Source organism: Kribbella sp. NPDC004138, from assembly GCF_053603655.1.
Map to the genome: position 1 here is coordinate 23,058 of NZ_JBSGFZ010000036.1, position 20,903 is coordinate 43,960.

Sequence of the window (20,903 nt, forward strand, 5' to 3'; positions counted from 1 at the left end):
GCTGCAGGGACCGTTCCACGGGGGGACATCATGCGGAACACGATCAAGGTCGTCGTGATCGACGGGCACACACTGACGCGGTACGGGTTGATCCGGCTCGTCACCGCCGACGAGGACATCGTCATCGTGGGGGAATGCGGGCTCGCGTCCGAGGCGTCCGAGCTCATCGCGTCCAGCTGTCCGGACGTCGTCGTCATGGACGTCGCGCTGCCCGACGGCGACGGGTTCCGGCTGGCCCGTGAGCTCCGTGACCGCCATGCCGAGCTCGGCATCGTGGTCCTGACCGCCCAGGCCGAGGACGACGTACTGTTCCGGGCGCTGGAGACCGGCGTGTCTGCCTTCGTGGGGAAGACCGCGCCGACCGGCGAGGTCCTCGGGGCGATCCGCCATGCGGCGGTGGCCGCAGCGTCGTTCACCGCAACCGGCCTGGCGCTCGCGCTGGCTCGTCGGGGTCAGTTCGCCGCCTGCCCGCCGGTCGGTCGTCCGGTGCAGGTGTCTGCACCCGCGGTCGCAAGCTCGGCGCTCAGTCCGCGGGAGCGGGAGGTGCTGTCGTTGCTTGCGGCCGGCCGCTCGGTACCGGTCATCGCCACCACCATGTTCGTCAGCCTTTCGACGGCCAAGACCTATGTTTCGCGGCTGTACGAGAAGCTGGGTGCTGCCAACCGTGCCAGCGCGATCATGACCGCCATGCGGATGGGCCTGATCGAATCGGAATACGGCGTCTCCGCTTAAGGCACGAGGACCAGGCGACCGCGGACGCCACCTTCGCTCAGCCGCTTGTAGGCCAGGCGTCCATGCTCGAGGGGGTATGTTTCGGCGACCCGCGCCGATACAACGCCCTCCTCGGCCAAGCGGACCAAGGTTTGCAGGTCGTCCTGGTTGGCGTGTACCAGGACCTGATCCACCGCGATGCCGCGAAGATGTGGCGGACGCGGACCTCCTTGCAGGTGTGCGTGCCGGCCGCGGTTGCGGACTGCTTCTTGGGCGGCGATGCCGGTGACCGCGGCGTCGACCACTCCGTCCACGCCGGTCGGGACGATTCGGCGTACCTCCGTCGGTAGGTCCTTCGAGCGGGCGATGAAGTGGTCCGCGCCGAGGCGTCGTACCAAGTCCTCGTCTTGGTCCCCGGCGGTGGCGATCACGGTCAGGCCGAAGTGCTTGGCGAGCTCGACCGCGTAGCCGCCGACGCCGCCTGCTGCGCCGGTGATCAAGATCGTCTGGCCGCTTTCGAAGGCGCGCAGGGCTTGGAGTGCTGTCGAGGCGTTGAGGGCGCATGTCGACGCGGGGATCAGCTCCATGCCCGCGGGTGCCTTTGCGACGGCGTCGGTGTCCAGGACGACGTACTCTGCGTGCGTCTTCAGCGGCCGGCCGAGCAGGTCGGCGAGCCCGATCACCGCCGTGCCTGGCGGGAGGTCGCCTGCGTCCACTGTTCCTGCCACGTCCCAGCCGAGGCCGAACTGGTCGCGGGCGGCGGTTAAGCCGGACTGGACCAGGAGGCCCGCGCTGACGGCCACGTCAACCGGGTTGATCGCGGCCGCGGCTACCTTGATCCGCACCTGACCTTCGGCTGGTTCAGGCATGGGGGTCTCGATCAGCTGGATGGCGTCGGGGCCGTCGAGCTTGCGGGCGACCAGTGCGCGCATGATGTCTCTCTTTCGATGTGGGGTTGAGCATCACTCTGGGAGAGTTACTCTCTGACGGGAAGTACGCACTTCGGAGTGCGTATCGCACGACGAGGAGAGCCATGCCGACCCGTACCGCAGCTCAACTCCGGGAGGGGGCCGCTCGCGAGTACGACGCGTTCCTGGCGACCTGCCCGGCTCGGCAACTGCTCGACCGGATCAGCGACAAGTGGGTGACGCTGGTGCTGACCGCTCTCGCGGACGGGCCGCAGCGCTACTCCGACCTGTCGCGCCGTATCGCTGGGGTCAGCCAGAAGATGCTGACCCAGACCCTCCGCTCGCTGGAACGTGATGGCCTTCTTGCTCGCTCCGTCACTCCGTCCGTTCCTGTGCGCGTCGACTACGAGCTCACACCGCTGGGTGGCACGCTGATGCCACTCATCGCCGCTATCAAGTCCTGGGCCGAGACGCACATGCCTGAGGTTCAGACTGCCCGCTCCCTCTACGACGCGACGAGCGCTCCGGCATGAGCGCGACCGACGGCTCCGGTGTGGGCGATGCCGTTGATCGGCGGGTGGTGGTTGTCGTCGTGCCTGCGGCCGGCACGTGGGCGCCGCCGGGGCGAGATCCGGAGAAGTGGCGGCTGGCCTTGGCGGAGGACACGTATGAGGTGCTCGCCGCCCTCGACCGGGTCGATGTGGCGGTCGCCGTCGCCGGCGACGACGCCGCGGTGGCTGAGATGAGCGCGCTGACCTGGCCCGGCACACCGACGTACGCCGTCGATCCCGAGCGGCCCGTCTTGCATGCGGTCGAGGTGGTCGGGCCGGCTGCGGCGGTCGTTGCCGTCTCGTACGACGTACCCGATCTTCCCGGGCTGTTGATCGGCAAGCTCTTTCGGGCGCTGAGCCACGCCGACATCGCGGTCACGCCGGCCGAGGACGGTTCGCTCGTCGCCATTGGAGTCGGGTCTCCGGTCGCTTCTTGGATCACCGACCTCGCGCCGACCTTCGACACCCCGCTGGCGCTGCTCGAAGCCCGTAAACCACGTCGGCATGCGGTCGCGATCGGCCCGGGCTGGCACCGTCTGCGATCGAACGCTGACATAGCGCGACTGGATCCAGGGTTGGAAGGCTGGGACGCCACAAGATCCCAACTTCGTCACGCCTGACCCGTCACCTTCCCCGAACCCGCTCGTTCACCATGCAACGGGGAGCAACACCGATCGCCGATGCCGTTCAGGGGCGGCACCCGACGACAACAACCCGACCGCATCGGGGGGATGCGGTCCGGGCAAGAGTACGACGGGGAACGCACGGGGGAACGGGGATCGCAGCACCACGGGGGAACCGCACGGCCGTAAACGCAGTGCCGTCTGGGGGACGGCACCGCGACGAGCACGGGGGCGCAGTACGACGAGCAGGCCTAGGAGACGTCGTACGGCGAGGACAGCTGTAAGCCCTGCACGAGCAGGTGGCTCGGGCACGGAGCAGGATCGCAGGGCAATGCGGAACACGGGGGATTGCTGGGGGAGCTGTGCTCGCACCTGCGGGCACAGCGCGATCCAGTGCACGGGGAATGCGGCGGCGGCTGAAACGCAGCACCCACGGGGGATTCGCAGCACGGGCATCGCGACGGAGGGGACCACTTGGGGAAGCTGTGCCCGCACCCCGCGAGCACAGCGCCATCCGGTGCATGAGGTACACGGGGTCGGTTGAACGCAGTACCCGGGGGGAAGCACGGGGGCCGTACGACGGGCATGCCTAGGAGACCGTCGTACTGCGGGAACAGCTGGAAGCCCTGCACGAGCAGGTGGGGCTCGGGCACGGAGCAGGATCGCAGGGCGATGGGGGCCACGGGGGATTGCCGGGAGAGGTGTGCTCGCGCCTGCGGGCACAGCGCGATCCAGTGCATGGGGGTGTGCGGGTGAGGGTGGGACGCAGTAGCAGCGGGGAGCACCGGGGGCGCAGTACGGCGGGTAGGCCCGGGAGTTTGTCGTACGGCGGGAACAGCTGGAAGCGCCGGGCGAGCGGGTGGTTCTGCGACGCAGCGGGATCGCAGGGCGAGGGGATGCGGGGGTGCCTCTCTGGGGGTTCGTCAGGGAAATCGGGCTGCGCTCGCGGGGTGTTGGCGGGCAGCATGGCGGGATGCCGGATCTGCTGTGGGACGACGTCAGGACCTCCTTCGACCCTGACCTGATGGGTGCTCTGCCGGACGTGTCCGTGGCGGGAACCTCGGTCGAGGACTGGCAGGCGGTGTTCGATCTGATCCGGTCGAGCGGATGGGCGTGGGAGTACTCGGTAGGCGGCGTCGCTGGGCCACTGCCGTCAGCGGCGGAGGTGCTGATGCGTCCGGCCGATGCGGACACTGTCGATCTGCGGGTCTGGCCGGTCCCGGATGTGCTGGCGATCTTCCGTCCGATGTCGGCCGAAGAGATCGACTTCGATGTCGACCTTCGCGAGCTGCAGGGCCAGGAAAGAGTGGACATCCTGTGCGGGTTCTTCGCCGCTGTGGGCCGCAGGCTTGGCAAGCCGGTGGTCATGACGGCCGAGGGCGACAACGGGCATCCGGTGCTCGGATTCGATCCCGCAGCCAATCGCGTGGTGTTGATGGCGGACCCGCGGCTCAGCTGACCGTTTCGCCCGCGGCGGTCTACCGATGCCTCCGGCCCGGTGACAGCACCCCCCGGATCATGCGAGCTACAGGGGGAAGTCATGTCGGACCGGAGGCCGGGAGCCGCGTTGCAGGGCCACGAAGGAGGGAACGGGGGGGGATCGCCGGGACAGCTGTGCTCAGACCCGCGGGCGCAGGGCGATCCAGTGAGCGGGAGGTGCGGCTGAGATCCGCGAGGCCGATCGTCGTCTGCGCTTCTCGGCTCGCCAGCTGACAAAGCCGCACATCCTGTCGGTCCAGGAGCACGGCGGCCGCGTGGTCAGTGCTGTGTGAGGTGATGCTGTGCGCGGGAGGCCAGTTGCTGGACGGAGCTGTCTGTGTCTGGCGGGAGGGTGTCGAGGGGGAACCAGGCGAGGTCGTGGGATTCCTCGCTGACGACGTACTCGGTGGATGTCGCGGTGACCAGGAACTGGACGTCGAGGTGGTAGGCACCGGCGCAGCCGCCTGCTTCTAGTAGGTGGCGGGAGAGTTGGAGGGGTTCGCTGCTGACGGTGAGGGATGAGAGCCCGGATTCCTCAGTTGCTTCGCGGAGGGCGGCGCCGGTCAGGGTGGTGTCGCCGGGCTCGCAGTGGCCGCCTAGTTGGAGCCAGCGGCCGACTGTTTTGTGCAACGTCAGCAGGGTGTCGTGGCCCGCAGCATCGACAACTAGCGCGCTGGCCGTGACATGCTCCGGGCGGCAACTGCGCCACATCCCGTCCGGGTGGGTCGAGAGGTGGTGCAGGTAGTGCGCCCGCAGCTCTTCCTGCTCGGCGTCGGGCGCGCGCCACCTCTTCAAGACCTCGACTGCGTCGGCATGAAGCATTCCGCAAGTCTCCACATCCCCGCCTGGACACACTCAGGCGGGGGGTGGAGAACGCCGCAGCTACTTGGCGGGGTTGTCGCCGTCGTCCTCGGTCGGCGGCTCGGGAGTCTCGGCGTCGAGGAAGTCGCTGATGTCGATGTCGGAGAGTTCGCCTGCGTGCTGGGCGAAGCCGATGGGGTCGTCCAGGTCGCCGGTGCTCGGCATCAGGTCCGGGTGGGACCAGAGGTTGTCACGGCCTTCGACGCCGCGGGCGTCGCGGACGGCGGCCCAGAGGTTCGCGGCGTCGCGGAGGCGGCGGGGGCGCAGCTGCAGACCGACGAGGGTCGCGAACGTCTGCTCTGCCGGACCGCCGGCGGCGCGGCGGCGCCGAACCGTCTCGGCGAGCTGGACCGCGGCGGGCATCCGGTCCTTGGTGGCTTCCCGTACGACGTCGTCGACCCAGCCTTCGACCAGGGCCAGCGTGGTCTCGAGCCGGACGAGGGCTGCCTTCTGCTGCTCCGAGTCCTCGGGCTCGAAGAGGCCGCCGGCGAGCGCCTCCTGCATCGCTTCCGGGTTCTGCGGGTCGATGTCGGCCATCGCGCGCTCGATCTTGCCGGTGTCGACCTCGATCCCGGCCGCGTAGTCGGCGACCGCGGCGAGCAGGTGCTGACGGAGCCACGGCACGCCGGCGTACAGCCGCTGGTGGGCGACCTCACGCAACGCGAGGTACAGCCGGACGTCCTCGTCGGTCAGCCCGAGCCCCTCGGCGAACTTGGCGATGTTGTCGGGCAGCAGGATCGCCTGGCCGGTCGGGCCCAGCGGCAGCCCGATGTCGGACGAGCTGACGACCTCGCCGGCGAGCTCTCCGAGCCCCTGGCCGACCTGCGCTCCGAAGACGGAACCGCCGAGCTGCCGCAGCATCCCGGCCATCGGGCCGGCGAACTGCTGCGCCTCGGCGGGCAGCGCGTTGCCCATCGCGCCGGCGACGTGCTCCGCGACCGGGTCGACGATCGTCTGCCAGACCGGAAGCGTGTTCTCGACCCACTCCGCGCGGCTCCAGGCCGCGGAGGTGGCGGACACCTCGGGCAGCGTGGTGGCGTCGTCGAGCCAGTGCTCGGCGAGCCGGACCGCGTCCGCGACCCGATCGCCGTCGATCGACGTCATCGACCGGTCCCCGGCGGTGGAGACGGTCTTGCGGGCGATGTCCTTGGCCAGGTCCCAGTTCACCGGCTTGCCGTCGGTGGAACCGCTGAGCAACTGCTGGACCTGGGCGAAGATCGCGTTCAGGTCCGGGGTGCCGCCCGCGCCGGCCGCACCGGAGAACTGCTGGAACATGGCCTCGAACGGCGTTCCCTTGAACGGGTTGTCCGGTTCGTCGCTCATCGGAGGGCCTTCCTGTGCGGGTGGGGCGTACTACTCCAACGTACTGGTTCCGTCGACCAGTTCCTCGTCCGGCGAACGCATCGCCGCCTCTGTTCGCCGCAGGCAGAGCCGCGAACCCGGGCCGGCCCGCGGATGGCGGGTAGGTGAGGAAGGCAACAGTCTCTCCCGGTGCACGCCGGACCACGCACCGCAGTCTCCGAACGCCCCCGAACGGGAGGTGGTGTCCGGGAACCGGCGGGCGGGAGGGAGAATTGCGGCGGGGGGATGGAATGGTGTGTGGGGACACGGCGGGAATGAGGAACGGATGAGCGACGCGATCAGGCTGCTGGACATCCGCGACAGTGCGCTGTCCAGCGACGAGGTGCTGGCCGCGGTCGCGGATCCGACGGCGGGCGGAACAGCGCTTTTCATCGGCACAGTGCGCAACCACGACCAGGACAAGCCGGTCGACCGCCTGAGCTACGAGGCCCACCCGGACGCGCTGGAGCATCTGCGGAAGGTCGCGCAGCGTATTTGCGACGATCCAGCGGTGACGGCGCTGGCCGCCGTACACCGCACCGGGGACCTGGTGATCGGGGACGCCGCGGTGATCGTGGCGGTGGCCGCGTCGCACCGCGATGTGGCGTTCGCCGCGTGCCGGCGACTCATCGACGACCTCAAGGCCGAGGTCCCGATTTGGAAACACCAGAGCTTCAGCGACGGTGGCAGCGAGTGGGTCGGCGCTCACTGACCCGTACGCTGGGCGCATGAAGGTGGCCGGATGAAGGTTTTGGCGTGGCTGGCGTTTCCGCTGACCGCCACGCTGCTGGCGATGTGCTGGGCCGCCTGGCGCGGCTGGCGCAGCCGCGAGCCGCGCCGGTCCGGCGGTGCCTTCGCCTCGGTCGAGGACTTCCGTCGCTTCAACGCCGCGCTCGCCGCGCCCGGCCCGCGGGCCACTCCGGAACGTCGTCGCGGCCTCGGTCGTCGTATCCATCAGCCGGTCTCTTCCGAGGTCCGTGGCTCCGGCTCCAAGATCGCAGGGCAGGGTTCGTGACACGTCGTACCGCCACATTGGTCACCTCGATCGTCGTGCTCGTCGTCTCGCTGGGGCTGGTCACCGCCTTCCCGGTGCCGTTCGTCTCGTTCAGCCCCGGTCCGGTCAAGGACACGCTGGGGGCGTCGAAGAACAAGCCGGTCATCGAGATCACCGGTCACGAGACGTTCCCGACGTCGGGGCAGCTCGATCTGACCACGGTGTCCGTGACCTCTCCGGACCGTCAGTTGACCCTGCCGCAGGCGATGCGGAACTGGCTCGACCCGCACCACGACCTGTTCCCGCGCGACATCATCTATCCGCCGGACCAGAGCGCCGACGAGGTCGAGCAGCAGAACACCGCCGAGATGACCGGCTCGCAGGACAGCGCGGTCGCCGCGGCACTGCAGGCAGCGAACGTCCCGTTCCACACGAAGGTGTCGACGGTCGCCGAGAAGTCCCCGGCCGAAGGAAAGCTGAAGCCGGGCGACATCGTGCTGGCCGTCGACGGTCAGCCGGTGACGCAGGTCCCGCAGGTCGGCGAGTTCGTCCGCAAGCACAAGGTGGGCGAGAACGTCACCTTCCTGATCCGCCGCGGCACCGCCGAGCAGACCGTCCAGCTGAAGACGGCTGCGACCCCGGGCGACGAGACCCGGCCGATGGTCGGGATCACGATCGGTGTCGACTCGCAGGTGAAGGTGACGGTCAACCTCGGGCAGGACATCGGCGGTCCGAGCGCGGGCACCGCGTTCGCGCTGGCCATCTACGACAAGCTGACCCCGGGCGCGCTGCTGAACGGCAAGCACGTTGCCGGAACCGGCACGATCGACGCACTCGGTCAGGTCGGCGCGATCGGCGGTATCCAGCAGAAGATCGCCGGCGCCCGCAACGACGGCGCGACGGTGTTCCTGGTCCCGGCGCCGAACTGCGCGGCCGCGCTGCACGCGGACGTGAAGGGCATCCAGCTGGTGAAGATCAGCACGCTGAACGACGCGATCAGCGCCCTGAAAGCGGTCGCCGACGGGAAGGGCGAGGTCCCGTCGTGCAGCCAATGAGTCGTTTGTACGAACCGGCGAACCGAAGGGGAGAGCTGCCGGCATGGATTCCGTAGGCATGCTGCCGTCCAACGCGCTGAGCCGCGCGGTGATCGAGATCGAGAAGCACGTGAGCAGCGCGGGCTGGGACCAGCCCGCGCAGTTGTTCGCGCTGGTCCCGACCGCGGAACTGCTCCGCGCGGAGCCGCAGCTCGCCGCCGAGCTCGGTGCCGAGGACGCGTCCCAGCCGCTGACTCCGGTCGCGCAGGGCGAGCTCCCCGGCGGGGTGGAGGACGAGCATCTCGCCGACACCCTCGGCCGGATCGAGTGGCCGGACGGTGTCGCCGGCTGTGCGTTGGCGATCGAGCGGATCGTGCTGCCGGCGGCGGCCGAGTCGGGGCTGTCCAGCGTCGAGTCGGATGCCGAACTGGCCCGGCTGGCCGGGAGCGATCCGCGCCGGCACGAGGTCCGGATGGTCGCCGCGGTGCTGCGTGAGGGCGACCGGTTCGGCGCCGTCCGGCTGCGTGCCCACGACGAGGACAGCGCGGTGCTCACCGGCGTCGACTTGGTCCCCACGCTGTGCGAAGTACTGTCTTTGACATTCGAACCTTCGGTCGGCAGCCGGTCGGGTGAAGGTCCTGGGGTCGACGGCATGAGCGACGACGAGGAGAAACCATGAGCGACGGCGTCTACGACATGCCGGAGGAGCCCGCCGCCCGGAGACCACGGCGCAGCGGCGGGCGCCCCCGTGCCCTGCTGCCGACGATCGCCACACTGATCGTCCTGCTGATCCTCTTCAGCGTGTTCACCGATGTCTGGACCCAGCGGCTCTGGTACCGGTCGGTGGACCTCGGGTCGGTCTTCAGCACCGTGCTGGGCACCCGGGTGCTGCTGTTCGTGGTCGTCGGTCTGCTGATGGCCGCGGCCGTCGTCGCGAACATCATCGTCGCGTTCCGCACCCGCCCGCGGGTGGCGCTCGCGCCGTCGCCGAGCCCGGGTTTCGAACGGTACGGCGACCTGCTGCAGCAGCACGGGAAGGTCGCGGTCGGAGTGATCGCGACCCTGATGCTGATCTTCGGCGGCTCGGCAGCGTCGGGGGAGTGGAAGGTCTTCCTGGCCTGGCGCAACCGGACCCCCTTCGGCGTCACCGACAAGCACTTCAACAAGGACATCGCGTTCTTCGTCTTCGACTACCCGTGGCTGCGCGTGCTGCTCGGCTTCGGCTACTCGATCGTCCTGCTCTCGCTGGTCGCCGCGATCATCACCCATTACCTCTACGGCGGATTCCGCCCGTCCGCCAAGGGCCAGAAGGCGTCGGGCGCGGCGCAGGTGCAGTTCTCCGTGTTGCTCGGGCTGCTCGTCCTGCTGAAGGCCTTCAGCTACTGGCTGGACCGGTACGGTCTGACGACCTCTGACGCCAAGCTCTTCACCGGTGTCTCCTACACCGGCGACAACGCCATCCTGCCCAGCAAGGAGATCCTGGCCGTCATCGCGGTCCTGTGCGCGGGACTGTTCTTCGCCAATGTGGTCCGCCGGACCTGGCTGCTGCCCGGCGTCGGCACGGTCGTGCTGATCCTGTCGGCGATCCTGCTCGGCGCCCTCTGGCCGGCTGCACTCCAGCAGCTGCGCGTGCGACCGAGCGAGCCGGTGAAGGAAGCGCCGTACATCACGAAGAACATCGAGGCCACGCGTCAGGCGTACGGGCTCGAGGGCGCGGACGTCACCGAGTACCGGGCGGAGACGACGGCCAAGCCGGAGGAGTTGGCGGCCGATGCCGAGGTGCTGCCCGGTATCCGGCTGATCGACCCGACCGTGATCGGTCCGACCTTCGAGCAGCTCCAGCAGGTCCGCGGGTTCTACTCGTTCCCGACCGATCTGGACGTCGACCGGTACAAGGTCAAGGGCAAGGTCAACGACACCGTCATCGCGGTCCGCGAGGTCCAGGTCGACCGGCTGCCGGGCGGTCAGCGCAACTGGAACAACGACCACACCGTCTACACGCACGGCTACGGAGTCGTCGCCGCGAACGGCAACCAGTCGCAGGGCGGCATCCCGGTGTGGACCGAGAAGGACCTGCCGCCGACCGGCGACCTCGGGAAGTACGAGCCGCGGATCTACTTCGGCGAGCAGTCCCCGGACTACTCGATCGTCGGCGCTCCGGAAGGCGGTCAGCCGGTCGAGCTCGACACGCCGGAGGGCAAGTCCGGCGGCGACCCGACCCTGAACACCTACGAGGGCAAGGGCGGCGTTCCGATCGGGTCGTTCGCCAACCGGTTGCTCTACGCAACGAAGTTCCGGGACGCGAACATCCTGCTGTCCAGCCGGGTGAACCCCGAGTCGAAGATCCTCTACGACCGCAGCCCGCGCGAGCGGGTGGAGAAGGCGGCGCCGTGGCTGACACCGGACGGTGACCCGTACCCGGCGATCGTCGACGGCCAGGTGGTCTGGATCGTCGACGGCTACACCACGTCGGACAACTACCCGTACTCCCAGAAGGTCGACCTGGACGTCAGCACCAGGGACACCACGACCGGCCGCGGGACGATCGCGCAGCAGCCGAGCGAGAAGATCAACTACATCCGCAACTCGGTCAAGGCGGTCGTGAACGCCTACGACGGCTCGGTCGAGCTGTACGCCTGGAACGAGAGCGACCCGGTGCTGAAGACCTGGATGAAGGCGTTCCCCGGCACGGTGAAGCCGCGCTCGGACATCTCGCCCGACCTGATGTCGCACCTGCGCTACCCGGAGGACATGTTCAAGGTCCAGCGCGACCTGCTCGCGAAGTACCACGTCGAGGACGCCGGCACGTGGTACCAGAACAGCGACCTGTGGCGCGTCCCGGACGACCCGACCGCGGTCTCGTCCGGCAGTGACTCGGCGACGCATATCAGCCAGCCTCCCTTCTACCTCTCGTTGCGGATGCCCGGTCAGACCGAGCCGAAGTTCTCACTGACGTCGGTGTACGTACCGAACGGTGAACGGGAGAACCTCACAGCATTCGTTGCCGTCGATGCCGAGGCGACCTCACCGGACTACGGCAAGTTCCGGGTGCTGCGATTGCCGGGGAACCTGCAGATACCTGGTCCGGGGCAGGTGTACAACAAGTTCCAGACCGACGAAGGCATCAGACAGGCGTTGCTGCCGATCAACCAGCCGAACAGCGGCGCAAGAGCGCAGTACGGCAACTTGCTGACGCTGCCGCTCGGCGGTGGTCTGCTCTACGTCCAGCCGGTGTACTCGGTGCGGACCAGCGGAGCGGGCACCTATCCCGTCCTGCGGTACGTGCTGGTGTCGTTCGGTGACGGCGTGGCCTACGGCGGAACGCTGCAAGAAGCCCTCAACAAGGTCTTCAAGACCAACGTCGACACCGGTGAGCTGCCACCAGGAACCGAGAAACCGCCTACGCAACAGCCGAACCAGACGGTCAAGCAGGCCATCGCCGACGCACAGGCTGCCTGGACACGAGCGCAGGCAGCCCTGACGAAGGGCGACCTCGCCGGCTACCAGACCAACCTGAACCAGATGAAGGCGGCGCTCGACAGGGCTGCCGCTGCCGCGGCGGGAACGCCCACGCCGACGCCGTCGGCCACGCCGTCCGGCAGTCCGTCGAGTCCACCCGCATCTCCGACGCCAACCAGCCCACCGAGCTCACCGACAGGCTGAGCGCACGGGCTTCCAGGGGCGGCGACACCGACAGCAGTCGGGGTCGCCGCCCCTTCGTCTGCCCCGGCTTGGTTACGGCATCACGTCGTCGGCTCCGGGTGGAACCCGGCGGCGGTGTCGACCAGATCCTCGTCGGTGTAACGCTCGTGATCGATCGTCACCTCGGCCGCGACGCCGGGCTCGATGAAGTAGAACACCTCGTCGCCGGCGAGGAGACCGTCGTACCCACCGACCTTGACCGGGACGAGCTGCCAGTCGCCCGGCTCCTTCTCCTCGTACTCGACGAGGAAGTCCTTGACGGCTTCGAGGTCGGTCAGCCGCTCGCCGCGAAGGGTCTTCACGGTCAGGTCGACCTTGAACGCGCCCTCCGGATCCGGTCCGGTCTCCCAGACCCGGCTGTGGAACGACACGTCCTCCCACTCGTACTCGAAGTCGCTCGGCGTGCCGAGGCCGTCGGGGAGGTTCTCGATCACGAAGCCGTCCAAGGTGCCAGCCCTTTGCTCGGTCGATGGGTGAGTTGCTGAGTGCGTCGACGAAGGCGCGAACCCGGTGGCCGAGGCGGGGGCGGTCGTCGAGAGCGCGAGCGCGGCCAGGACGACCGCGCTCCCGGTCACGATACGACGGGCGGACGGCACGGCTCGGGAACGAAGCGATGAACGCGACATGGCTGCCTCCTGGAATCGGCGGCGCCTCGCCTGCTGCGAGACGCCGTTCGTGACCAAGAAGATGCAGCGATCGCACCGCGTCCGGACCGGCGAATCCGGATCTGTGGACAAACCCGGCGTCAGTACCCGATCAGGCGATGCAGCCGGTGGAACGTCTGCCGGAACCCGAGCCGCGGCCACGTCCGCGACGACAACAGGTTCGTCACCCGCCAATCCGTCACGACCGACGTGTACCCGGTCTCCGCCGACCACTGCAGCACGGCCTCGCCCAGCGCGCGCCCGGCCCCAACCCCGCGCGCCGCGGGCAGCACGGCCGCGAACCCGAGGAAGCCGGCGTTGTCGGGCTTCGCCAGACCGATGTGCGAACTCGACTTGTCCAGCGAACATCCGACCGACGAGCCGATGACCTCACCGTTGTACGAGGCAACGAAGGTCGCGTAGTCCTGGTCGTCGATCGATTCCTCCCAGTCCGCCACCGCCTCCTCCAGCGTCGGCATCTCGCCGGACGAGAACACCGGCGACAGGCCCTGATGACGCGGCAGGGCGAGATCGAGCTCCGCGAGTACCGGGATGTCCGCGCGGACGGCACGCCGTACAGTGAGATCCGGCGGCGGCGCGAGGGGGGACTCGGGCACCGGGCGCACAGCGTGCGCATGCTGCGAACCGAACGCCAGCCGGAACCACGCGTCGATCAGCTCGGCGTCGTCGGGCACCAGGACGTAGTGCGCGGTGCGACCGTCGTCGACCCACTGGGCAGCGGCGGCGCCGTACAGGTCGCGGATGTGTTCCGGCTCACGGACGGCGTGACCGGCGGCCTCCACCCAGATGTTCGGGCCCCAGACCGCCGAGGGCTTCGGTGCGGCCAGCAGGTAGCCGGTCAGTTCGCCGTGCTCGACCAGCACGGCGCCTGACGCGCCCTCGCTCTCCCATGCGGCCGTCACTTCGACGAGCGCGAGGTGCTCGTCCTCGTAGTCGGCGGGAAGCAGCGGGTGACGCTTGCGATGCTCCTGATGCCGCTCGGCGAGCAAGCCCGCCGCCGCCGGCAGATCAGCCTCCTCGAACGGGCGGATGACGTGTTGGGACATACTCGGACGGTACGCCGGGACGTGCCCGACAGACACGGGTTTTCGCCGGTCCGGAGCCGCGCAGGGGGCCGATTTGGTTGCTCGGCCCAGATCCTCTAAACTAAAGACACAACGACGCGGGGTGGAGCAGCTCGGTAGCTCGCTGGGCTCATAACCCAGAGGTCGCAGGTTCAAATCCTGCCCCCGCTACGGAAGAAGGCCCGGACCATCAGGTCCGGGCCTTCGCTTTGTCATGTGGGGTCTGACCTGCGGGTTTTCTCTGTCAGCGGCCTTCCTAGGATGCGACGGCCGATACGTCCGGCGGCTCGTCGCCTGGCGCTCGATCAGCTCGCCCATCGCGTCGGCCATGGCGCGGTCCGTACCTCGCGACATGTGGGTGTAGATCTTCCCCGTCACGGTCACGTCTGCGTGGCCGATCCGCTCGCTGAGCGTCTTGATGTTGTGTCCGGCGTCCTGGGCCATGGTCGCGTAGGTGTGGCGTACGTCGTGCCGGCGAATGCGGGGGACTCCCGCCTGATCGACCAGTCGGTTGAACCGCGCGGTGATCGTGTCGGGATGCAGCGGCCGGCCTTCCGGTCCGACCATCAGGTAGTCGTGATTCGGGTAGCTCGCGCCGAACGCCTCTCGCTCCTCGTTCATTCGGTCGATGTAGCTGCGCAGGTGGCGGACTGTGAAGCTGTCGATCGAGATATCGCGCTGGCTCGACTCGGACTTTCCGTCAGATGCCTCGGCCCGTCCGTGCACCACGACCCGTGTGTCCTCGATGGTCAGTGTCCCGTTGTCGAGATCGACCATCTTCCGCTCGACGCCGGCCAGCTCGGATCGGCGCATTCCCGTAGTTGCTGCGAGCACCCACATTCAGTGGTAGCGGTCTTCGAAGGCGACCCGTAGAAACGCGCCGAGTGGAGGCGGGGTCCAGATCATGTGCTGCTTCCTCCCTGCGCGCCCGCCACGTTCGGCCAGGGGAGTACTCGGCTGGAATCCGGCCGCGCTTGTATCGGCGTACTGCTTCGCGTGCCGCATCGAGCTCTGTGCCACAGGCAGCCGCAATGTCGCGAGGCAGAGGTCCGGCACCGTCGCGCTCGCGGCGGTGTGCGAGCGAACCCTGCGCCCGCCGCCAGCACCAACCAGCCCCTGACCTGCGGAGACGCGGACAGGGGCTGGTTTTGTTGTGGTCAGGCGAGGGCCTTGGCCTTGAGGGACTCGTACTCCTCTTGCGTGATCGTGCCGGAGTCGAGCAGTTCCTTGGCGCTGGCAATCTCGTCGGTCGGGCTCTTGGACTTGGACGTGCTGGCAACCTCCTGGATGTACTTCTCCTGCTCGGCCTGCATCCGTGCAGCCGCCGTCCGCTGCCGCTCGTTCATGCTCCGGCCCCGAGCAATGAGGTAGATCAGTGCCCCCAGCCACGGCACGAGGATCAGCAGGATCGCCCAGCCGGCCTTGGCCCAACCGCTGAGCGAGCGGTCGCCGAACAGGTCCCACAGGCACCGGAACCACACCATCAGTGCGGCGATCCAGATGAAGAACCAGAAGCTCCACAGGAGAACTTCCCCGAAGTCATTCGTTATCGCATCCACGGCCATTTCCTCCCAGTGATGAGCGCTCGCGCCGCCCGGCTCACCCAGGTCGGGCCTCACCTGCGCATCCGACAGGCGCTACGATTCGCATTGCAGCAGGTCCGGAGCGTCAGTTCCTCACCCGCTGCGGGTGAGGTCCTTACCCAAACGCGTTGCGCAGCTCGGGACCGATCGGGACACCTGAGACGGATCAGACGACGCCTCCGGCGTCCGCGGTGGGGTACCTGGACTGCTGAAGCGGCGTGAGACGGGGGCAGGCCTACTCATAAGCCAGAGGTCGCAGGTCAAATCCTGCCCCCGCTACGGAAGAAGGCCCGGACCATCAGGTCCGGGCCTTCGTTTTGTTTCTCGCCGTACTCGCAGCCAGGCCTCGGCACCGTGGAGGTTCTAAGGGAGCTCTAAAGCTCGCTGAAAGTGCGGCTGAGGGCGGGGCGGTTGTGTGTCGTCCATGGCGCCGGGACTGTCCGGCGCGGGACGAAAGGATCACGATGATGAAACGTGCACACCTGTTCGTGGCGACGGTGACGGTTGCGGCGCTGGCCACGACCGGCATGGCGCCGGCGGCGATGGCGGACCCGAAACCCGGCGCGGCGAAGTCGGGTGCCGCGGTCAAGTCGGACGGGAAAGCCAAACCGGGCAAGAACACCGACATCGCCAAGATCGCGGCGCAGCTCGGGGTGACGGCCGATCGGCTCGAAGCCGCGCTCGTCGCGGCCAAGATGTCGCTGGGTGGCTCGACCAAGGTCACGCTGGACGCATTCGCCGCGGCGGTCGCGGCGAACCTGAGGTTGCCGGTCGCGCGGGTCAAGGCCGCCGTGGCGCCGTTGTTCCTGAACCCCGGGCGCCCGCGTCCGGGAGACAAGCACGGCGAGCACAAGAAGGACGGCAAGGACAGCAAGGACAAGAAGGACGGCAAGCACAAGAAGGACGATCCGCGCACCTCGCCGTTCGCGAGTGACGCCGCGGCCGCCCGGTTGGCGGCAGCACTCGGCATCAGTCGAGCGCAGGCGAAGACCACCCTGGTTGCTCTGGTATCGGCGCCCGGCGGGATCGTTCCGACCTCCAAGTCCTTCCGCGACATGGCCGCCTCGCTCGGGGTCAGCGCCAAGCAGTTGAACTCCGCGTTGGGGGATCTGAAGAAGTCGCTGGACAACGGCTGACAGTCGGCGTCGCTCAGCTCATGAAATCTTCATGATTGACGGCGAGGATGGACGACCATGCGGATACTTGTCGTGGACGACGACCCGGCCGTGCGGCGGTCGTTGGAGCATGCGTTGGGCCGGGACGGTTACGACGTCGCGTCGGTCGCCGATGGGACGTCTGCCCTCGCCGAGCACGGCGTGTTCCGCCCGGACGCAGTGGTGCTCGATGTCCTGATGCCCGAGCCGAACGGGCTCGAGGTCTGCCGGACGCTGCGTTCGGGCGGGTACGACACACCGATCCTGATGCTCACGGCCCGGGACCTGGTCACCGACCGGGTCGCCGGGCTCGACGCTGGGGCGGACGACTACCTGGCCAAGCCGTTCGCTCTGGAAGAGCTGCGGGCCCGGCTTCGAGCACTGCTGCGGCGCAGCGGCGCCAGAGCCGAGGTGCTGCGCTTCACCGACGTCGACCTGGACCTGAGCGGCCGCCAGGCCACCCGCGCGGGCCGGCGCCTGGAGCTCACCAAGACCGAGCTGTCCCTGCTCGAGTTGTTCTTGCGCAATCCCCGCCGGGTGCTGAGCCGGACCCAGATCTTCGAGTCCGTGTGGGGCTACGACTTCGGGCCGGAGTCGAATGCGCTCTGGGTCTACATCAGCTACCTGCGAAGCAAACTCGAAGCAGACGGCGGCAGCAGATTGATCCAGACGGTGCGCGGCCTGGGATATGTCCTGCGCGAGGAGCCGTGAACCTGCGTACCCGGCTGGCCATCGCCGGAGGGTCCATCGTCGTAGCCGCACTGGTACTCGTCTCGGTGGTTCTGTACCCAGCCGTGGAACACGGCCTCCGCGGCCAGATCGACAGCTCGCTCGTGACGGCGGCCGGCCAGGCGCCGGACGTCGCGAAAGCCATCAAGGAGAAGTTCCGGGGTACGTCGAACGAGGGGGCCTTTCCGGCAGTCCCGCTGGGAATCGGGAGCACCCAGCTGCAGATCGTGCCGGACCCGGTCACGGCCGGGCCGTCGGCCCAGTTCGTCGACCTCACAGACCGCGACGTCGCCGTCGCCAACGGAACCGCCGCTGCTTACTTCCGCAACGCGGTCTACAACGACGTCGCCTACCGCATCTACACCACCAGATTCCCAGGCGCATCCGGCGCGCTGGTGCGCACAGCGATACCGCAGTCGGATCCTGCCCCCACCCTGCGCCGACTCGCCTGGCTGCTCGCCGCGTCCACCGTGGCCGCCGGACTCCTTGCCGCTGTCGCTGCACGGCTCACTGCCCGTCGCGTCCTCCGGCCTGTACGGCGGCTGACAGAGACCGTCGAACTGATTCGCACGACCGGCGACCTGGCGATCCCGATCCCGGCCGACGGTCAGGACGAGATCGGGCGGCTCGGCTCCGCGTTCGCCGGGATGACCGCTGCGCTGGACGAGTCGGTCGGTGCCCAGCGCCGCCTGGTGGCCGATGCCTCGCACGAACTGCGTACACCACTGACGAGCCTGACCGTGAACCTCGAACTGCTGGCCGAAGACCTGTCCGACGAACAGGCCCCGCAGCTCGCCGCTGAAGCGCTCGACCAGGCGAGCGAACTCAGAACGCTGATCAACGACCTGGTCGATCTGGCGCGCTACGGCCAGCCCGCCTTCCATACCGAAGATGTCCGCCTGGACCTGGTCGCCGAGCGCGTTGCGGCCCGCGCGACGCGGCGGGCGACGCAGATCGAGTTCGAGCTGACCTGCGCGCCCACCCTTGTCCATGGAGACCCCGATGCCTTGGAACGCGCCGTCGCGAACCTGGTGGACAACGCCGTGAAGTGGAGCCCGTCCGGTGGCCAGGTGCGGATCAGCGTCAAGGAGGGCACTCTCGACGTGGCGGACGCCGGTCCGGGCATCCCCGACAGCGACCTCGAGTTCGTCTTCGACCGCTTCTATCGGTCCCCAACTGCCCGCGCGCATCCCGGATCCGGGCTGGGCCTGGCCATCGTCCGGCAGGTCGCCGAGGCTCATGGCGGTACGGCCGAAGTCGTACCGCGCAGCACCGGCGCCCTGCTCCGCCTGAAACTGCCGGTGAGTAGTAGGACCTGCCAGCCAGACCTACCCTGAGGTCAGGGGTGGTAGCCATGAGGGAAGCCTGGGAGATTCTGAGCGTAGGCCCCGACGATGCGGACCGAGCGGTCCTGCTCCTGCCGGGCGGAGCCAACGCTGCCCGTTCGTTCGACCTGGTGATGGCTGATCAGGCGCTGTCCGGGGTTCGCCTGGTGGCGACCACCATGCCAGGTATGGCGGGGGCTCCGCTGACCGGCGACGTGTCCGTGCCGGCACTGGCCCGTACGGCGGGAATGCTGGCCAAGGAACACCGGTGCGACGTGCTGGTGGGCTTCTCGCACGGCGCCACCGTTGCTCTGGAGATGCTGCTGTCCGGTCACTTCCACGGCCCGGTCGTTCTGCTCGGCATCAGCTTGACGACCGAGGACGAGGCCGGGTTCTTCCGCGCCGTCGTCCGGGCATCGCAGAGGGTGGGGAGCTGGCCGATGGCCGTCCTGCTCCGGCTGCTGCCGCTGGTGGCGAGGTTTGCCAAGATCCCCGAGCCGCACAAGCGGGATCTCATCGAGGATCTCAAGCAGAACAGGGCCGGCGATTCGGTCCGGGTGAGCGGCCCGTACCTCGACTACATCGCCGCCGACCGTGACTACGCCGCCCAGTTGGCCGCGTCGGGCAGCGCGGTGTGGGTCGTCCACGCGGAGAAGGGCGATGGTGGGCTCACCGACGCCGAGCGCGCCACCCTCGATGCGGCGGCCGACGTGACGCTGGTGACCATTCCTGGCGCGGTGTTCCTGCTGCCGGACGAGGCGCCGGAACAGACGGCGGCAGTGATCGCCACCGCCCTCTCGACGGCGACCTGACTTACTTGACGGCGAGTTCGCCGAGCTCTGACCAGTCGTCCTGGGGGAGTTTGAAGTTGACGATGCGGGGCGTTTCTACAAGGTGCGGCGGGAGGTGCTCCTGGGCCGCCTTGAAGTGGTCCGAGGTGACGTGGTGGGTGGCGGCCTCGTCGTCGGCGAAGGCCTCGACCAGGACGTACTCGTTCGCGTCGTCGACGGAGCGGGACCAGTCGAACCACAGGCAGCCGGGCTCGGCGCGGGTCGCCGCCGTGAAGTCGGCGGTGATCGACGGCCAGTCGGCGGCGTGCTCGGGCTTCACGCGGAACTTCGCGGTGATGAAGATCATGGGGACCAACTTATCGGCCGCGGCCGCCGGCGACGGTCGCAATCTGAGATCAGCGGAGGGTGAATCCTGTGCCCAGCGGGTCGCGCGGGTCCAGGCTGAACGTCGCCGTGCCGGTCCGGTAGGCCGCCCCGGTCACCTCGGTGACGACACCGTCCGGCGTCTGCGCGACGACGCGGCCGAGGAACGTCGTCCCGACGATCGAGTCGTGGCGAAGCGTCTGCCCCGGTCCGAGACGACCCTCGTCGTACAGCAGGGCCAGGCGTGCCGACGTACCGGAGCCGCAGGGGGAGCGGTCCGCCTCGCCGTCGGCGAAGACGGCCAGGTTGCGCTGGTGCGGGCCGTCCTCGAGGTCGCCGAGATCGTCGTACAGGATCGTGCCGTACAGACCGCTGAGGCGTGGATCCGTCGGGTGTACGGCCACCGGGTCGAGCGCCCACTTGATCGCGCGGCCGATCGCGATCAGGTCGGCGTACGACGACGGCGTGACGGACAGGCCGACCGACGACGCAGGGACCGAGGCGTAGAACGCGCCGCCGTAGCTGATGTCCGCCAGCACCTCCCCGCGGGAGGTCGACACCGGCACGTCACGCCGCAGGACGTACGACGGAACGTTGCGGAAGGCAACACCGGAGTCGCTGACGTGGGCCGTCACCCGTCCGGACGGTACGTCGATGACGACATCACCCGGCTGGACCAGACCGGTATCGACGGCCCAGGTCGCCAGCGCGATCGTCCCGTGCCCGCAGGCCGTCGAGTAGCCGTCCTTGTGCCAGAACACCACTCCGAAGTCGGCGCCGTCGTCGTCACCCGGAACGACGAACCCGCCGTACATGTCGGCATGGCCGCGCGGCTCGTTCACCAGCAGCTGCCGTACGGCGTCGATCGCCTCCGACGACTGCGCCGTGACCCGGCGGTCGGCGACGGAGTCGCCCGGGATCTCGACCGATGTCACGATCCGGAACGGCTCACCGGCCGTGTGATAGTCCACAACGCTGACCTCGTCCACGCACCAACCCTAAACATGACGAAACCGCTGCTTCCC

22 protein-coding genes and 2 tRNA genes are annotated in these 20,903 nt (G+C 68.6%); 15 read left to right on the forward strand and 9 right to left on the reverse strand.

The features are described from left to right. Positions 1–30 precede the first annotated feature (30 nt). On the forward strand, positions 31–732 hold the full coding sequence (locus tag ACWEOO_RS37565) for a response regulator (RefSeq protein WP_452147096.1): 702 nt from the start codon (positions 31–33) through the stop codon (positions 730–732). On the opposite strand, the gene ACWEOO_RS37570 is transcribed toward ACWEOO_RS37565, so the two are convergent. Then, a complete protein-coding gene (locus ACWEOO_RS37570; RefSeq protein ID WP_452147097.1) occupies positions 729–1,643 on the reverse strand; it encodes an NADP-dependent oxidoreductase in 915 nt (304 codons plus the stop codon). The genes ACWEOO_RS37565 and ACWEOO_RS37570 overlap by 4 nt on opposite strands. A gap of 101 nt (positions 1,644–1,744) precedes the next feature. Here ACWEOO_RS37570 and ACWEOO_RS37575 point away from each other — a divergent pair, with 101 nt between their 5' ends. The 3 genes from ACWEOO_RS37575 (at position 1,745) to ACWEOO_RS37585 (ending at position 4,252) form a co-directional block, all read left to right on the forward strand. Further along, positions 1,745–2,152, forward strand: coding sequence for a winged helix-turn-helix transcriptional regulator (locus ACWEOO_RS37575; RefSeq protein WP_452147098.1), 408 nt, complete (start codon positions 1,745–1,747; stop codon positions 2,150–2,152). Next, positions 2,149–2,790, forward strand: coding sequence for a DUF2064 domain-containing protein (locus ACWEOO_RS37580; RefSeq protein ID WP_452147099.1), 642 nt, complete (start codon positions 2,149–2,151; stop codon positions 2,788–2,790). The genes ACWEOO_RS37575 and ACWEOO_RS37580 overlap by 4 nt, the downstream gene beginning before the upstream one ends. Before the next feature lie 976 nt (positions 2,791–3,766). Then, on the forward strand, positions 3,767–4,252 hold the full coding sequence (locus ACWEOO_RS37585) for a hypothetical protein (RefSeq protein WP_452147100.1): 486 nt from the start codon (positions 3,767–3,769) through the stop codon (positions 4,250–4,252). Between the two features lie 299 nt (positions 4,253–4,551). Here ACWEOO_RS37585 and ACWEOO_RS37590 read toward each other — a convergent pair whose 3' ends face one another. Together ACWEOO_RS37590 and ACWEOO_RS37595 are read right to left on the reverse strand one after the other, a co-directional pair. Continuing rightward, the gene (locus ACWEOO_RS37590; RefSeq protein WP_452147101.1) at positions 4,552–5,094 is read right to left on the reverse strand and encodes an NUDIX hydrolase; all 543 of its coding nucleotides are present in this window, start codon (positions 5,092–5,094) and stop codon (positions 4,552–4,554) included. Positions 5,095–5,154: 60 nt separating this feature from the next. Next, positions 5,155–6,456, reverse strand: a complete 1,302-nt coding sequence (locus tag ACWEOO_RS37595) for a zinc-dependent metalloprotease (protein WP_452147102.1) — start codon at positions 6,454–6,456, stop codon at positions 5,155–5,157. Between the two features lie 304 nt (positions 6,457–6,760). Between ACWEOO_RS37595 and ACWEOO_RS37600 the strand changes: the two genes are divergently transcribed. From ACWEOO_RS37600 to ACWEOO_RS37620, 5 genes are read left to right on the forward strand one after another with little or no spacing between them, the layout of a single operon-like run. Beyond that, a complete protein-coding gene (locus tag ACWEOO_RS37600; RefSeq protein ID WP_452147103.1) occupies positions 6,761–7,186 on the forward strand; it encodes a molybdenum cofactor biosynthesis protein MoaE in 426 nt (141 codons plus the stop codon). A 30-nt stretch (positions 7,187–7,216) separates the two neighbouring features. Continuing rightward, positions 7,217–7,489: a hypothetical protein gene (locus ACWEOO_RS37605; protein ID WP_359925655.1), complete on the forward strand. Its 273-nt coding sequence runs from the start codon at positions 7,217–7,219 to the stop codon at positions 7,487–7,489. After that, positions 7,486–8,523 carry a YlbL family protein gene (locus ACWEOO_RS37610; protein WP_359925653.1) on the forward strand — a complete coding sequence of 346 codons (1,038 nt, stop codon included), beginning with the start codon at positions 7,486–7,488 and terminating at the stop codon, positions 8,521–8,523. Before ACWEOO_RS37605 ends, ACWEOO_RS37610 begins: the two co-directional genes overlap by 4 nt. Before the next feature lie 43 nt (positions 8,524–8,566). Then, complete coding sequence (locus ACWEOO_RS37615; RefSeq protein WP_452147104.1) at positions 8,567–9,181, forward strand: PPA1309 family protein; 615 nt, start codon at positions 8,567–8,569, stop codon at positions 9,179–9,181. Beyond that, positions 9,178–12,165 carry a UPF0182 family membrane protein gene (locus ACWEOO_RS37620; RefSeq protein WP_359925648.1) on the forward strand — a complete coding sequence of 996 codons (2,988 nt, stop codon included), beginning with the start codon at positions 9,178–9,180 and terminating at the stop codon, positions 12,163–12,165. The genes ACWEOO_RS37615 and ACWEOO_RS37620 overlap by 4 nt, the downstream gene beginning before the upstream one ends. An 80-nt stretch (positions 12,166–12,245) precedes the next feature. Here ACWEOO_RS37620 and ACWEOO_RS37625 read toward each other — a convergent pair whose 3' ends face one another. After that, on the reverse strand, positions 12,246–12,779 hold the full coding sequence (locus ACWEOO_RS37625; protein WP_452147105.1) for a hypothetical protein: 534 nt from the start codon (positions 12,777–12,779) through the stop codon (positions 12,246–12,248). Positions 12,780–12,949: 170 nt separating this feature from the next. Continuing rightward, positions 12,950–13,915, reverse strand: a complete 966-nt coding sequence (locus ACWEOO_RS37630; protein ID WP_452147106.1) for an N-acetyltransferase family protein — start codon at positions 13,913–13,915, stop codon at positions 12,950–12,952. Between the two features lie 115 nt (positions 13,916–14,030). On the opposite strand from ACWEOO_RS37630, the gene ACWEOO_RS37635 reads away from it, so the two are divergent. Then, positions 14,031–14,104, forward strand: a tRNA-Met gene (locus tag ACWEOO_RS37635). Here ACWEOO_RS37635 and ACWEOO_RS37640 read toward each other — a convergent pair. Both ACWEOO_RS37640 and ACWEOO_RS37645 read right to left on the reverse strand, forming a co-directional pair. Next, positions 14,102–14,773 (reverse strand): site-specific integrase, encoded by a 672-nt coding sequence (locus ACWEOO_RS37640; RefSeq protein ID WP_452147107.1) that lies wholly within the window; start codon positions 14,771–14,773, stop codon positions 14,102–14,104. The genes ACWEOO_RS37635 and ACWEOO_RS37640 overlap by 3 nt on opposite strands. Before the next feature lie 317 nt (positions 14,774–15,090). Further along, complete coding sequence (locus ACWEOO_RS37645) at positions 15,091–15,552, reverse strand: SHOCT domain-containing protein (RefSeq protein ID WP_452147108.1); 462 nt, start codon at positions 15,550–15,552, stop codon at positions 15,091–15,093. A gap of 154 nt (positions 15,553–15,706) precedes the next feature. Here ACWEOO_RS37645 and ACWEOO_RS37650 point away from each other — a divergent pair. The 5 genes from ACWEOO_RS37650 (at position 15,707) to ACWEOO_RS37670 (ending at position 19,536) form a co-directional block, all read left to right on the forward strand. Continuing rightward, positions 15,707–15,795 (forward strand) — tRNA-OTHER (locus ACWEOO_RS37650). Between the two features lie 185 nt (positions 15,796–15,980). Beyond that, positions 15,981–16,652: a hypothetical protein gene (locus ACWEOO_RS37655; protein WP_452147109.1), complete on the forward strand. Its 672-nt coding sequence runs from the start codon at positions 15,981–15,983 to the stop codon at positions 16,650–16,652. A 57-nt stretch (positions 16,653–16,709) separates the two neighbouring features. Beyond that, positions 16,710–17,381, forward strand: coding sequence for a response regulator transcription factor (locus tag ACWEOO_RS37660; RefSeq protein ID WP_452147110.1), 672 nt, complete (start codon positions 16,710–16,712; stop codon positions 17,379–17,381). Beyond that, positions 17,378–18,736 carry a HAMP domain-containing sensor histidine kinase gene (locus tag ACWEOO_RS37665; protein WP_452147111.1) on the forward strand — a complete coding sequence of 453 codons (1,359 nt, stop codon included), beginning with the start codon at positions 17,378–17,380 and terminating at the stop codon, positions 18,734–18,736. The genes ACWEOO_RS37660 and ACWEOO_RS37665 overlap by 4 nt, the downstream gene beginning before the upstream one ends. A 17-nt stretch (positions 18,737–18,753) precedes the next feature. After that, complete coding sequence (locus tag ACWEOO_RS37670) at positions 18,754–19,536, forward strand: alpha/beta fold hydrolase (RefSeq protein WP_452147112.1); 783 nt, start codon at positions 18,754–18,756, stop codon at positions 19,534–19,536. Between the two features lies 1 nt (position 19,537). Here ACWEOO_RS37670 and ACWEOO_RS37675 read toward each other — a convergent pair whose 3' ends face one another. Together ACWEOO_RS37675 and ACWEOO_RS37680 are read right to left on the reverse strand one after the other, a co-directional pair. Further along, positions 19,538–19,861: a putative quinol monooxygenase gene (locus tag ACWEOO_RS37675; protein WP_359925624.1), complete on the reverse strand. Its 324-nt coding sequence runs from the start codon at positions 19,859–19,861 to the stop codon at positions 19,538–19,540. A 49-nt stretch (positions 19,862–19,910) separates the two neighbouring features. Further along, positions 19,911–20,867, reverse strand: a complete 957-nt coding sequence (locus tag ACWEOO_RS37680; protein ID WP_452147113.1) for a proline racemase family protein — start codon at positions 20,865–20,867, stop codon at positions 19,911–19,913. Between the last annotated feature and the right edge of the window lie 36 nt (positions 20,868–20,903).

Excerpts from the sequence above, each read along its gene's own strand:
- ACWEOO_RS37565 (WP_452147096.1), top strand. The coding sequence starts at position 31 with ATGCGGAACACGATCAAGGTCGTCGTGATCGACGGGCACACACTGACG.
- ACWEOO_RS37570 (WP_452147097.1), bottom strand. The coding sequence starts at position 1,643 with ATGCGCGCACTGGTCGCCCGCAAGCTCGACGGCCCCGACGCCATCCAG.
- ACWEOO_RS37575 (WP_452147098.1), top strand. The coding sequence starts at position 1,745 with ATGCCGACCCGTACCGCAGCTCAACTCCGGGAGGGGGCCGCTCGCGAG.
- ACWEOO_RS37580 (WP_452147099.1), top strand. The coding sequence starts at position 2,149 with ATGAGCGCGACCGACGGCTCCGGTGTGGGCGATGCCGTTGATCGGCGG.
- ACWEOO_RS37585 (WP_452147100.1), top strand. The coding sequence starts at position 3,767 with ATGCCGGATCTGCTGTGGGACGACGTCAGGACCTCCTTCGACCCTGAC.
- ACWEOO_RS37590 (WP_452147101.1), bottom strand. The coding sequence starts at position 5,094 with ATGCTTCATGCCGACGCAGTCGAGGTCTTGAAGAGGTGGCGCGCGCCC.
- ACWEOO_RS37595 (WP_452147102.1), bottom strand. The coding sequence starts at position 6,456 with ATGAGCGACGAACCGGACAACCCGTTCAAGGGAACGCCGTTCGAGGCC.
- ACWEOO_RS37600 (WP_452147103.1), top strand. The coding sequence starts at position 6,761 with ATGAGCGACGCGATCAGGCTGCTGGACATCCGCGACAGTGCGCTGTCC.
- ACWEOO_RS37605 (WP_359925655.1), top strand. The coding sequence starts at position 7,217 with ATGAAGGTTTTGGCGTGGCTGGCGTTTCCGCTGACCGCCACGCTGCTG.
- ACWEOO_RS37615 (WP_452147104.1), top strand. The coding sequence starts at position 8,567 with ATGGATTCCGTAGGCATGCTGCCGTCCAACGCGCTGAGCCGCGCGGTG.
- ACWEOO_RS37620 (WP_359925648.1), top strand. The coding sequence starts at position 9,178 with ATGAGCGACGGCGTCTACGACATGCCGGAGGAGCCCGCCGCCCGGAGA.
- ACWEOO_RS37630 (WP_452147106.1), bottom strand. The coding sequence starts at position 13,915 with ATGTCCCAACACGTCATCCGCCCGTTCGAGGAGGCTGATCTGCCGGCG.
- ACWEOO_RS37640 (WP_452147107.1), bottom strand. The coding sequence starts at position 14,773 with ATGTGGGTGCTCGCAGCAACTACGGGAATGCGCCGATCCGAGCTGGCC.
- ACWEOO_RS37655 (WP_452147109.1), top strand. The coding sequence starts at position 15,981 with ATGATGAAACGTGCACACCTGTTCGTGGCGACGGTGACGGTTGCGGCG.
- ACWEOO_RS37660 (WP_452147110.1), top strand. The coding sequence starts at position 16,710 with ATGCGGATACTTGTCGTGGACGACGACCCGGCCGTGCGGCGGTCGTTG.
- ACWEOO_RS37670 (WP_452147112.1), top strand. The coding sequence starts at position 18,754 with ATGAGGGAAGCCTGGGAGATTCTGAGCGTAGGCCCCGACGATGCGGAC.
- ACWEOO_RS37675 (WP_359925624.1), bottom strand. The coding sequence starts at position 19,861 with ATGATCTTCATCACCGCGAAGTTCCGCGTGAAGCCCGAGCACGCCGCC.